General features: G+C 65.6%; 14 protein-coding genes. 8 read left to right on the forward strand and 6 right to left on the reverse strand.

Annotation, left to right across the window (positions count from 1 at the left end; all coding sequences use genetic code 11):
• Positions 1–8: 8 nt before the first annotated feature.
• The 4 genes from SE91_RS20350 (at position 9) to SE91_RS20365 (ending at position 3,258) form a co-directional block, all read left to right on the forward strand.
• Entirely contained in the window at positions 9–587 is a 579-nt protein-coding gene (locus tag SE91_RS20350; protein WP_061848856.1) for a DUF1214 domain-containing protein, read from the forward strand.
• A complete protein-coding gene (locus tag SE91_RS20355; RefSeq protein WP_061848857.1) occupies positions 584–1,165 on the forward strand; it encodes a DUF1254 domain-containing protein in 582 nt (193 codons plus the stop codon). The genes SE91_RS20350 and SE91_RS20355 overlap by 4 nt, the downstream gene beginning before the upstream one ends.
• 480 nt (positions 1,166–1,645) lie before the next feature.
• Positions 1,646–2,722, forward strand: coding sequence for a Cj0069 family protein (locus SE91_RS20360; protein WP_061848858.1), 1,077 nt, complete (start codon positions 1,646–1,648; stop codon positions 2,720–2,722).
• A gap of 125 nt (positions 2,723–2,847) precedes the next feature.
• Complete coding sequence (locus SE91_RS20365) at positions 2,848–3,258, forward strand: GFA family protein (protein WP_008553665.1); 411 nt, start codon at positions 2,848–2,850, stop codon at positions 3,256–3,258.
• A 9-nt stretch (positions 3,259–3,267) separates the two neighbouring features.
• Here SE91_RS20365 and SE91_RS20370 read toward each other — a convergent pair whose 3' ends face one another.
• The 3 genes from SE91_RS20370 to SE91_RS20380 are packed head-to-tail and all read right to left on the reverse strand — an operon-like array spanning position 3,268 to position 5,896.
• Positions 3,268–4,278: a transketolase family protein gene (locus SE91_RS20370; RefSeq protein WP_156489697.1), complete on the reverse strand. Its 1,011-nt coding sequence runs from the start codon at positions 4,276–4,278 to the stop codon at positions 3,268–3,270.
• A complete protein-coding gene (locus tag SE91_RS20375; protein ID WP_061848860.1) occupies positions 4,275–5,114 on the reverse strand; it encodes a transketolase in 840 nt (279 codons plus the stop codon). The genes SE91_RS20370 and SE91_RS20375 overlap by 4 nt, the downstream gene beginning before the upstream one ends.
• Before the next feature lie 20 nt (positions 5,115–5,134).
• Entirely contained in the window at positions 5,135–5,896 is a 762-nt protein-coding gene (locus SE91_RS20380; protein ID WP_061848861.1) for an SDR family NAD(P)-dependent oxidoreductase, read from the reverse strand.
• Positions 5,897–6,028: 132 nt separating this feature from the next.
• Here SE91_RS20380 and SE91_RS20385 point away from each other — a divergent pair, with 132 nt between their 5' ends.
• On the forward strand, positions 6,029–6,916 hold the full coding sequence (locus tag SE91_RS20385; protein WP_061851223.1) for a LysR substrate-binding domain-containing protein: 888 nt from the start codon (positions 6,029–6,031) through the stop codon (positions 6,914–6,916).
• 65 nt (positions 6,917–6,981) lie between these two features.
• Here SE91_RS20385 and SE91_RS20390 read toward each other — a convergent pair whose 3' ends face one another.
• Both SE91_RS20390 and SE91_RS20395 read right to left on the reverse strand, forming a co-directional pair.
• Positions 6,982–8,346: an NAD(P)-binding domain-containing protein gene (locus SE91_RS20390; protein WP_061848862.1), complete on the reverse strand. Its 1,365-nt coding sequence runs from the start codon at positions 8,344–8,346 to the stop codon at positions 6,982–6,984.
• 49 nt (positions 8,347–8,395) lie between these two features.
• A complete protein-coding gene (locus SE91_RS20395) occupies positions 8,396–8,713 on the reverse strand; it encodes an ArsR/SmtB family transcription factor (protein WP_061848863.1) in 318 nt (105 codons plus the stop codon).
• A 110-nt stretch (positions 8,714–8,823) separates the two neighbouring features.
• Between SE91_RS20395 and SE91_RS20400 the strand changes: the two genes are divergently transcribed.
• The 3 genes from SE91_RS20400 to arsC are packed head-to-tail and all read left to right on the forward strand — an operon-like array spanning position 8,824 to position 10,287.
• Positions 8,824–9,186, forward strand: coding sequence for an ArsR/SmtB family transcription factor (locus tag SE91_RS20400; RefSeq protein WP_008553640.1), 363 nt, complete (start codon positions 8,824–8,826; stop codon positions 9,184–9,186).
• A complete protein-coding gene (locus SE91_RS20405) occupies positions 9,179–9,889 on the forward strand; it encodes an aquaporin (RefSeq protein ID WP_082813768.1) in 711 nt (236 codons plus the stop codon). The genes SE91_RS20400 and SE91_RS20405 overlap by 8 nt, the downstream gene beginning before the upstream one ends.
• The gene (arsC, locus tag SE91_RS20410) at positions 9,886–10,287 is read left to right on the forward strand and encodes an arsenate reductase (glutaredoxin) (protein ID WP_061848864.1); all 402 of its coding nucleotides are present in this window, start codon (positions 9,886–9,888) and stop codon (positions 10,285–10,287) included. Before SE91_RS20405 ends, arsC begins: the two co-directional genes overlap by 4 nt.
• Before the next feature lie 16 nt (positions 10,288–10,303).
• On the opposite strand, the gene SE91_RS20415 is transcribed toward arsC, so the two are convergent.
• The coding region (locus SE91_RS20415; protein WP_249762075.1) for a tripartite tricarboxylate transporter substrate-binding protein at positions 10,304–10,669 on the reverse strand (366 nt) is incomplete at its 5' end.

Consider the following 10,669-nt stretch of genomic DNA (forward strand, 5'->3'; position numbering starts at 1 on the left):
CGAAACCCGTGCGGCTGATCCTGATCACATTGACGGCGCTCCTTCTCGCAGGCGTGGTCGGCGTCGGCGCCACCTGGATGACGACGACGCGCGGCACCGATATCGGCGCGCTGACCATCGGCCCCTGGACCGCGCGCCCGCGCACCGGCACGGCCGACGTCGACCCCTATTCGCGCGCCACCATCGTGCGCAACGGCGAGCTGCCGATCGGCACTGGTGACGGCGTCGCCTTCACCGCGACCACCGACGACAAGAAGAAGGCGCTCGACGGCCGCTGCGATGTGGTGGTCTCCGGCGTGACGCCGCCGGCGCGGTTCTGGACGCTGACGCTCTACGACCGCAAGGGCCATCTCGTCGCCAATTCGCTCCAGCGCTACGGCTTCACCAGCCAGGAGATCGTGCGCCAGTCGGACGGATCGTTCGAGATCCGCATCGCCTCGCGCTCGCGCGCCGGCAATTGGCTGCCGACCGGCGGCATCGAACGCTACGCCCTGATGCTGCGTCTCTACGACACGCCGGTCGGCGTCGCCACGCGCACCCAGCGCGATGCGCCGATGCCCACGATCACCACGGTGGGCTGCTCATGATCCGGCTGCTGTTCACCATCGTCGCCGGCATTGTCCTCGGCCTCGTGGTCCATCTCGTCAGCGTGCTGGCGCTGCCGCGGATCGCGACGCAGGACGCCTATTCGCGGCTGACGCCGATGACGAAGCTGAACGCGGTCACCCAGCTTCCCCTCGCCGATCCGCAGACCTCACCGATGCCGTTCATGGACCCGGCCTTTGCGCTGGCGATCTGCCGCTATGATCTGACCAACGGACCGATCAAGCTCACGGTGCCGGTGAGCCAGGCCTACACCTCGGTGTCGTTCTACACGCGCAACGAGATCGCCTATTACGCCATCAACGACCGCTCGGCGGGCCGCAAGGTGATCGAGCTCGACCTGATGACGGAAGCGCAGCACAGCGAGCTGCCCGAGGACGAGGAGGTCACCGCGGCAGACCGCCTGATCATCGATTCCCCGACCGCGACCGGCCTGATCCTGATGAAGGCGCTCGCCCCCGAGCCGGGCCTGATGCAGCAGGCGCAGGCGACGCTTGCTGCCGCGACCTGCGCGCCGCAGACCGAGGCGCCCGCCAAGGCCGAGGCGCCGCGCCGGCGCTGACGAACGGTTGTTCGGCGGCGCAAATACAGTTCGAAAACAACCCCATGCACAGTAGCGAAGCTACTGAAGCATATTCTGTTTTCAATTCCGGAATTTTGCCACGCGGCGGCTCTGCCCACCTTGGCGCCGGTCTAGCCGTTGGGCGGAGGTACGCGATCTCTGACGCAATCGGTCGCATGGGGTGCGGTCCAAACGCACTTTGACACGTCGGGCAAAAGACCGGCAGGATGGCATCATCGAAAGTTCGCAACACCCGCGTGGAGCAATCCGCCGCGGGTTTTTTTATGTCGAAACCGAGGAGCGTAGGGAGGAGATGCGATGCGCGGCTTTGATCCTGCCTAAAGAGCGCCCTGACCGCACCAACCACCATCTTGAAACGACTGGGCGATTTCACATACATTGTACGCGTGGGGACGAAGCAGACTCCCCGTGAGACTTCGGTCCAAGCTCTGCGCAGCACGCAATACGTGGAGCTTGCGCATGGACACCGAACAACACTCCTCATCCCGCAATATCGTCGCCATCCTCTCGCGCGGAGATGCTGACGCCCGCGGGGTCGCGACCCCGCAAAACAGCCGCTTCGTCCGCGTCTTCGAAGCCCTCGCCGCCGTCGGCATCGAGGCTCGACCCGTCATCTACGACGAGAGCGTCGCCGACGCGGTTCGCGACCAATTGCTCAGCGTCGACGGCGTGCTCGTTTGGGTCGATCCGATTCATCAGGGCAAGACGCGCGCCGAGCTTGACGGCCTGCTGCGCGACGTCGCGGCGCAAGGACCATGGATCAGTGCACATCCGGATGTCATCCTGAAGATGGGCGTCAAGGAGGTGCTCTATCGAACCCGACATCTCGGCTGGGGCACCGACACGCATCGCTACGATAGTGCTGCGGCATTCCGTTCCGAATTTCCCTCCCGCCTCGTGGCAAGCGGTCCGCGCGTGGTGAAACAAAATCGCGGCAATGGCGGCCAGGGAATCTGGAAGGTGGAGCGACTATCCGACGCCGACGGCATCGTACGCGTGCTGCACGCGCAACGCGGCAGCCTGCCCGAGGACATGCCGCTCGATGCCTTCATCGCGCGCTGCGAGCCCTATTTCAACTGGGGCGGCTGCATCATCGACCAGGCGTATCAAGCTCGCCTGCCCGACGGCATGATCCGCTGCTACATGAGCGGAGCCAAGGTTGCCGGCTTCGGGCATCAATTGATCAAGGCCCTGATCCCGCCGCCGAAAGGTCCTGAGGCGCCTGAGGCGCAGCCGGGACCACGCATCATGCACGGGCCGGATGCCCCGGCGTTCCAGCCCCTACGGAGATCGATGGAGAACGAATGGACGCCGCGGATGATGGAGACGCTCGGCATCGACGAGGGCTCGCTTCCGGTGATCTGGGATGCGGACTTTCTCTACGGGCCACGGGATGCAGCCGGCCGCGACACCTACGTGCTGTGCGAGATCAACGCGAGCTCCTGCTTCGCCATCCCCGACGAGGCGCCAGCCGCGATCGCGCAGACGGTGAAGCACCGCTTGATCCGGACTCACAGGTCCTCCGCATCAACCTGACGTCAGCGATGTGGCAGCAGCTGTCACGCGACAGTAGGACGCAATCGCAACCAGCGATGAGCCGTTGAAGCTGCGAGTCTGCGGCGTTATCGATCCCGGCAATCTGCTTTGATCGGGAGGAACGCATGAGCACCATCACTGGCGGCTGCCACTGCGGCGCAATCCGCTATGAAGTCGAGGGCGAGGCAATCGTGCACGCGCTGTGTCACTGCCGTGACTGCCGGCTCCACGCGGGCGCGCCGGTCGTCGGGTGGACGATGTATACCGAGAATGCGCTCAAGGTGACCAAGGGCGAGCCCAAGATCTATCGCTCCTCCGAGCATGGCCGGCGGCACTTTTGCAGCGACTGCGGCACCGGCTTGTTTTACGTCAATGCCGACATCCTGCCGGGGATGATCGACATCCAGAGCGCGACCTACGACGATCCCGACGCCGTGCCGCCGATGATGCACATCCAGGTGGCCGAGCGCCTGCGCTGGATGGAGCGCGCGCACGAACTGCCGACGTTCGACCGCTATCCGCCGCAACCGTCGTAATGGCAGCTGTCAGCGCAGCCACACCTTGATTTGCCGCGTCACTTCGGCGGTCGAGATGCCGTAGCGATCGTGCAATGTCGGCAGTGCGCCGGCGGCGAGAAACGCGTCCGGAAGCCCGATCTGCCGGAACGCGGGATGGACGCCTGCGCGCATCAGCAGCGCCGCCACGGCTTCGCCGAGGCCGCCGATCACCGTGTGGTTCTCGGCGACGACGACGAGGCGGCCAGGCCTGCCCGCTTCGCGCAGGATCGCTTCGGTGTCGAGCGGCTTGATCGTCGGCACGTGCAGGACGGCTACGTTGACGCGATCATTCGAGAGAGCCTGGGCCGCCTCCAGCGCGCGCATGGTCATGATCCCCGACGAGATGATCAGAACATCGGTTCCGTCGCGCAGCAGCGCGGCCTTGCCGAGCTCGAAGCGGTAATTGTATTCGTCGAGCATCAGCGGCACCTGTCCGCGCAGCAGCCGCATATAGACCGGCCCGCGATGCGCGGCGATGGCCGGCACGATCTGCTCGATCTCGTGCGCATCGCAGGGGTCGATCACCGTCATGTTGGGCATCGCGCGGAACAGCGCGAGATCCTCGGCGGCCTGATGGCTCGGCCCGTAGCCCGAGGTCAGGCCGGGCAGCGCGCAGGCGATCTTCACGTTGCGGTCTTCTTCCGCGATGGTCTGGTGGATGAAGTCGTAGGCCCGGCGCGAGGCGAACACCGCATAGGTCGTCGCGAACGGCATGAAGCCTTCCGCCGCAAGGCCGGAGGCCGCGCCGAACAGCAGCTGCTCGGCCATGCCCATCTGGTAGTAGCGATCGGGAAAGGCCTGCGCGAAGATATGCAGGTCGGTGTATTTGCCGAGATCGGCGGTCATGCCGACGACGTCCTCGCGGCTGCGGGCGAGTTCGACCAGCGCGTGGCCGAACGGAGCCGGCCTGGTGCGCTGCCCTTCCGCCGCGATCGAGGCGATCATCGCCGAGGTGGTCAGCCTGGGCTTTCCTGATGGTGGCGATCCCTCGGGCTTCATGGCTGGTCTCCCGCGTTCAGGGCGGACAGGGCGAGCTGCCATTCATGCGGCTCGACCCGAATGAAATGGTTCTTCTCGCGCTGCTCCAGGAAGGGAACGCCCTTGCCCATCAAGGTGTCGGCGACGATCATGCGCGGCTTCGGTGCGGCATGCGCCATCGCCGCATCGAAAGCGGCAACGACGGCGTCGAGATCGTTGCCGTCGACACGCTGCACGAACCAGCCGAACGCTTCCAGCTTGTCGACCAGCGGCTCGAAGCCGAGCATCTGCCCGGACGGACCGTCGGCCTGCTGATTGTTGACGTCGACGATCGCGATGATGTTGTCGAGCTCGTGGTGGGCCGCCGACATGATGGCCTCCCATTTGGAGCCTTCGTCCAGCTCGCCGTCGGAGAACAGCGTGAAGATGCGTGCGGTGGATTTCTTGCGCTTCAGCCCGAGCGCCATGCCGACGGCGATGGCAAGGCCGAGACCGAGCGAGCCGCCGGACATCTCCATGCCCGGCGTATAGGAGGCCATGCCGGACATCGGCAGGCGGCTGTCGTCGAAGCCGTAGCTTTCGAGCTCGGCCTCGGGAATGATCCCGGCCTCGATCAGGGCTGAATAGAGCGCGATCGCATAATGCCCGTTCGACAGCAGGAAGCGGTCGCGGCCTTCCCAGGCGGGATCTTCGGCGCGAAATCGCATCGCGTGAAAATAGGCGACGGCCAGTACGTCCGCGATGTCAAGCGCCTGGGCGATATAGCCTTGGCCCTGGACCTCGCCCATCAGCAGGGCATTGCGGCGGATGTTGCGGGCGCGCTGCGCCAGCGTCGGCGCATTTGCGAGCGTTGCCATGATTGTCTCTCCCTGCCCGCTCAGTGGATCAGCATGCCGCCGTTGACGTCGATGACCGCGCCGGTGACGTAGGCCGACAGGTCGGAGGCGAGGAAGGTGTAGATGCCCGCGACGTCGGCGGCCTCGCCGAGCCGGCCGAGCGGGATGCCCTCGAGAATCTTCGCGCGCATCTCGTCGGTGAGCTTGCCGGCGGTGATGTCGGTGCCGATCAGGCCCGGCGTCACGCAGTTGACGCGGATGCCGTCGGGCCCGAATTCACGCGCCATTGCCTTGGCGAGCCCGAGCACGCCGGCCTTTGCCGCCGAATAATGCGGTCCGCCGAAAATGCCGCCGCCGCGCTGGGCAGAGACCGACGACATGCATGCGATCGATCCGCTTCTGCGCTTGCGCATATGCGGGATCACCGCCTGCGACAGGAACAGGATGCCCTTGAGGTTGACGTCCTGGATGCGGTCCCAATCTTCCGGCGTGATGTCGAGAAGCTTGACCGGCTGGGTGACGCCGGCATTGTTGATGAGGATGTCGATCTGGCCGAATTTGGCCATCACGGCTTCGACGGCCTTGATGCAGGCCTGCTTGTCGGCGACGTTGCAGGCAAGGCCGAGATGCGGCTCGCTGCCGGCCGGTTCGAGGCCGCGCGCAGCAGCCTCCGCAGCCGGGCCGGCGATATCGAGGATGGCGACCCGGGCGCCCTCCGCTGCAAAACGGCGGGCAGCGGCGAGGCCGATGCCCCGCGGCGAGGCCGCGCCGGTGATGATGGCAGTCTTGCCGCGTAGCAGCATGTGCTCCTCCCTGGATCGCTTTTGCAGACCGCGCAGGCGCGGCGTTCTTGACCTCATTCATTATGCAGGCGCAGCTTTTTCCACAAACGCGCTGTTGTCTTGCATAGGTGAATTTGGTTCACTTGTCAGATGCTGCTATCGTCCATCCCGATATCGTCTATCCGCGCCTTCGAGGCGGCGGCGCGCACCGGCTCGTTCCGAGATGCGGCGAACGAGCTTCATCTCACCCCAAGCGCAGTCAGCCACGCCATTCGCAAGCTCGAAAGCGCGATGGGCACCGTCCTGTTCGAACGCAGCGCCCGCGCCATTCGTTTGACGCCGGCGGGCGAGAACCTGATGCGTCATGCCGGTGCCGCGTTCGACAATCTGCGGCGCGGCATCGAGGAGGTTGCCGGCCGCGGTCCGCAACTATTGAGGGTGCACTGCGCGCCGAGCTTCGCTGCCCAATGGCTCGCCCCTCGCCTCGCCCGTTTCATGGCCGCCGAGCCCAAGCTCGAGGTCCGCCTCGCCGCCAGCACCGAATATGCCCGGTTCAGCAACGATGATTTCGACATCGACATCGTCTACGGCCAGCCGAGGGCCGAGGGCGTCGAGGTGATGTCACTCGGCGAAGAGACCGTGACGCCGCTCTGCACGCCCGAACTCGCAAAGAAGATCCGCAAGCCGAAGGATCTGTTCGACCAGGTGCTGATCCGCTCCGAGGTGAAGCAGGTGCAGTGGCATCAATGGTTCAGCGCCAACGGCCTCGAAGCGCCGGCCATTCACGGCATGCGCTTCGATCGCAGCTTCCTGGCGATCGCGATGGCCTCAAGCGGCCTCGGCGTGACGCTGGAATCGACCCGGCTGGCCGAACGCGAGATCGCGACAAGGCGGCTGGTTGCACCGCTCGCCAAACGGTCCGTCGATATCCGCTATGTCGGCCATCATCTGGTGTTTCCACGCGCAAGCCAGCAGCGCCGGCCCATCCGCGCGTTCACCGAGTGGATCATGCGCGAGCTTGCGGCCGGCCGCTCGGTCTGATCTCTCCGCGCGCACGGGTCAGGCCGAGTCGGGGAGTATCGTCCGCCCGATCGCCGGCAGTGGCGTCATGAACAGCCGCACCCCGAAGCGCCGGCCTTCTTGGCGGTTTCGTCGGCGGCGCAACAGGCCGAGACGTCTTCCGTCGTTGGGCCACCGCAGCAGCCGGAAGCTGCGGTGGACTCCACACCGCCTCGCGTGCAGACGCCGGTCTCCGGCAGCACGAGCTCGACCCGCGCCGCAGCCGCCTTGTCGCCGGCGATGTCGGCGGCGATCGAGCGCACCTGTTCGTAGCCGGTCACCATCAGGAAGGTCGGTGCACGGCCGTAGGATTTCATGCCGGCGATGTAAAAGCCCGGCTCGTCATGCGAAAGCTCGCGCGCACCATGGGGACGGACCGTGCCGCAGCTATGCTCGTTGGGGTCGATCAGCGGCGCGAGCGCGACGGGCGCCTCGATGGCCGGATCGAGGCGAAGGCGCAGCTCGGACTGGAAGGAGAAGTCGGGACGAAAGCCCGTCGACACGATCAGTTCGTCCACGATCACGTTTCGGGCGCCGCAGCAGGCGCCGGCCGCGATCTTGAGACGACCTTCGGATTCCGAGACGTGAGTGACACCGAATTTGGTCTCGACCTCGACTTTCCCGGCGGCAACAAGCGCAGCGAAAGCACTTCCAAGCTCACCGCGTGCGGCGAGCTTGTCGTTGCGGCCACCGCCGAAAGCCTTGGCAGGATCAGCGCCGCGCAACAGCCAGACGGGCTGCGTGCCGGGCGCCTCGTCCGCGAGCTGCACGAGATCGATCAACGTGCCGACGGCGGAATGGCCGGCACCGAGCACGGCGACGATCTTGCCGGCAAATCTGGCGCGGCCTGCGCCGCGCACATCCGGCATGCCATAGGCGATGCGGTCCGTACGTTCGCGTTCGCCGATCGCGGGCAGGCCGTTGCTGCCGGCGGGATTGGGCGAGAACCACGTGCCTGATATGTCGATGACGGCGTCGGCGCGCAGCATCTCGGGGCCTTTGCCGTTCTGATAACGGATTTCGAATGGCGCCTGCTCCCTGCCCTTCGTCTTGGCCTTGTCGAAGCCGGCGCGGCTGATGGAAGTGACGCGGCTTGACGTCCTGATCATCTCGCGCAGCGGCGTTCGCGTCGCAAGTGGATCGAGATATCGCTCGATCAGCTCGCCGCCGGTCGGATAGGAGCTTGGGTCCGGCGAATTCCACCCCGTGGGCGCGAGCAGGCGCGCGGCCGCCTTGTCGACATTGTATTCCCACGGCGAGAACAGCTGCACGTGCTGCCACTGCCGGACCGCGTGGGCAGCCTCCGGTCCAGCCTCGAGCACGATGGGAGACATGCCGCGTTCGAGGACATGCGCAGCCGCCGCGAGACCGACGGGCCCTGCCCCGATGATCGCCACCGTTTTCCCGTCCATCCTACTTCTCCCATCATTCTAGAATCATCGAATAATAGGCCCGACAAAATCAGGCCGCCGTTTGCGTGTCCTTGCATCCGAGTTCGTCCGCACAGCATTCCGAAGCCAAAAAATCCACCAGCCCCTGCATTGCGTCGTAGTTCGCATGGCAGACGAGCGTCGTGGACTCGCGCACCTGCCTGACGAGCCCGACCGAGACCAAGGTCTTGATGTGATGCGACAGCGTCGAGGCCGGGATCTTCAACTTGTCCTGCAAGCGGCCGACGGCCATGCCCGAATGCCCCGCGCGAACCAATGCGCGGTAGATCTGGAGCCGCGTCCGGTTGCCGAGTGCTTCCAGCCGTGCTGCTGCGTCGTCGATCTTCATGGCGACGACAATGCTCCCGTTCGCTCCGGCAGTCAACCGTATTTCTAGAATATTCGAAACAAGGCAGATTCGGATTGACGCGTTCCGATTAATTCCATAAGTCTGGATATATGGAAACAGAGGAAGCCGTCCTGGCGCTCGCGGCGCTGTCGCAATCGACCCGTCTGGAGGCGTTCCGGACGCTGGTCCGGCACGAGCCTGAGGGACTTGCAGCAGGCGACCTCGCCCGCCTGCTCGAAGTGCCGCAGAACACGCTGTCGGCACACTTGTCGATCCTGAGCCGCGCGCGGCTCGTGTCGTCCGAGCGGCGCAGCCGCTCGATCATCTACCGCGCCAATCTCGGCGAGTTTCGCGACGTCGCCGTATTCCTGCTGCGCGATTGCTGCGGCGGACGGCCGGAGGTTTGCGAACCCGTCGTCGAGACGCTGCGATCGTGCTGCGCGCCCAAACGAAAGGAGCGAAGCCGTGCCTGATCAGCACGCCTTCGACCTTCCGCGGCGCCTGGCGGCCGAGGCGCTCGGCACCGGCATGCTCGTCGCCACCGTGGTCGGGTCCGGCATCATGGCGGAAACCCTGACCAGGGATGTGGCGCTGGCGCTGCTCTGCAACACCTTGCCGACCGGGGCCATCCTGGTCGTCCTGATCACGTTGCTTGGTCCGATCTCCGGCGCGCACTTCAATCCGGCCGTCACGCTCGTCTTCACCGGCAAGCGCGAGCTGCCGGTGAACGAGGCCGCGCTCTACGTGTTCGCGCAGATCGCCGGCGGCATCGCGGGAACGCTGGCGGCGCACCTAATGTTCGGACTGCCCCTGCTCGACCTCTCGGCCAAGGTCCGAACCGGAGCACCGCAATGGTTCGCCGAAGCCGTCGCGGCGTTCGGGCTGGTCGCGACAATCCTGGCCGGAATCCGCTTTCAGCGCACGGTGATCCCCTGGCTGGTGGGCCTTTACATCACGGCGGCCTATTGGTTCACGGCTTCCACGTCGTTTGCCAACCCTGCGGTGGCCATTGCACGGTCGCTCACCAACACCTTCGCCGGCATTCGCCCTGTCGACCTGCCCGGATTCATCCTTGCCGAACTCTGCGGCGCGTTCGCCGGCATGCTGCTGATGCACTGGCTGCTCGGACCCTCCCGCGCGCCCGCCCCTGTCCCGATTGCGGAGACCACACGATGAGCGTCACGATCTATCACAACCCGGCCTGCGGCACCTCGCGCAACACGCTGGCGATGATCCGGCAGAGCGGCGTCGAGCCTGATGTCATCGAATATCTGAAGACGCCGCCGTCCCGCGAAAAGCTGGTCGAGCTCATCGCAACCATGGGCATGACTGCTCGCGCGCTGCTGCGCGAGAAAGGCACGCCCTATCGCGATCTCGGCCTCGACGATCCCAAATGGTCCGATGACGAGCTGATCGACCAGATGCTCGCGCATCCCATCCTGATCAACCGTCCGATCGTGGTGACGCCGAAGGGCACGCGGCTGTGCCGGCCTTCGGAGGCCGTGATCGATCTTCTGGATAACCCGGTCGGCCGGTTCGTGAAAGAGGACGGCGAGGTGGTGGAATCGCGATAGGCGCTTCCGTTTGCGATCAGATCTTCGGAATCTTCGCCTTCTCCACCACGCCGGTCCATTTGGTGATCTCGGTCTCGATCAGCGCCTTCATCTCCTCGGGCGAACTGCCGCGCACCTCGCCGCCGACGGCAGTTTCCAGCCGTTGCTTGAGATCGGGGTCCCTGAGTGCGTCGCGCGTTGCTGCATTGAGCGCAGCGACGATGGCGGGCGGCGTTCCCTTCGGGGCCAGGAGGCCCGCCCAGGTCCGCACGTCGTAGCCCTTGATGCCGGCCTCCTGAACCGTCGGCACGTCGGGCAACAGCGCGGTGCGCACCGGCGAGGTCACCGCAAGTCCGCGGATCGCGCCGCTCTGGATCTGGGGCGCGAGCAGGACGGGGGTGCC

This window comes from Bradyrhizobium sp. DOA1, assembly GCF_001593325.1.
In the GTDB taxonomy this organism is placed as follows: Bacteria; Pseudomonadota; Alphaproteobacteria; order Rhizobiales; family Xanthobacteraceae; genus Bradyrhizobium.

What these genes read in the sequence shown, in the direction of transcription:
- SE91_RS20355 (WP_061848857.1), top strand. Translation starts at nt 584, where the DNA reads ATGATCCGGCTGCTGTTCACCATCGTCGCCGGCATTGTCCTCGGCCTC.
- SE91_RS20360 (WP_061848858.1), top strand. Translation starts at nt 1,646, where the DNA reads ATGGACACCGAACAACACTCCTCATCCCGCAATATCGTCGCCATCCTC.
- SE91_RS20365 (WP_008553665.1), top strand. Translation starts at nt 2,848, where the DNA reads ATGAGCACCATCACTGGCGGCTGCCACTGCGGCGCAATCCGCTATGAA.
- SE91_RS20370 (WP_156489697.1), bottom strand. Translation starts at nt 4,278, where the DNA reads ATGAAGCCCGAGGGATCGCCACCATCAGGAAAGCCCAGGCTGACCACC.
- SE91_RS20375 (WP_061848860.1), bottom strand. Translation starts at nt 5,114, where the DNA reads ATGGCAACGCTCGCAAATGCGCCGACGCTGGCGCAGCGCGCCCGCAAC.
- SE91_RS20380 (WP_061848861.1), bottom strand. Translation starts at nt 5,896, where the DNA reads ATGCTGCTACGCGGCAAGACTGCCATCATCACCGGCGCGGCCTCGCCG.
- SE91_RS20390 (WP_061848862.1), bottom strand. Translation starts at nt 8,346, where the DNA reads ATGGACGGGAAAACGGTGGCGATCATCGGGGCAGGGCCCGTCGGTCTC.
- SE91_RS20395 (WP_061848863.1), bottom strand. Translation starts at nt 8,713, where the DNA reads ATGAAGATCGACGACGCAGCAGCACGGCTGGAAGCACTCGGCAACCGG.
- SE91_RS20400 (WP_008553640.1), top strand. Translation starts at nt 8,824, where the DNA reads ATGGAAACAGAGGAAGCCGTCCTGGCGCTCGCGGCGCTGTCGCAATCG.
- arsC (WP_061848864.1), top strand. Translation starts at nt 9,886, where the DNA reads ATGAGCGTCACGATCTATCACAACCCGGCCTGCGGCACCTCGCGCAAC.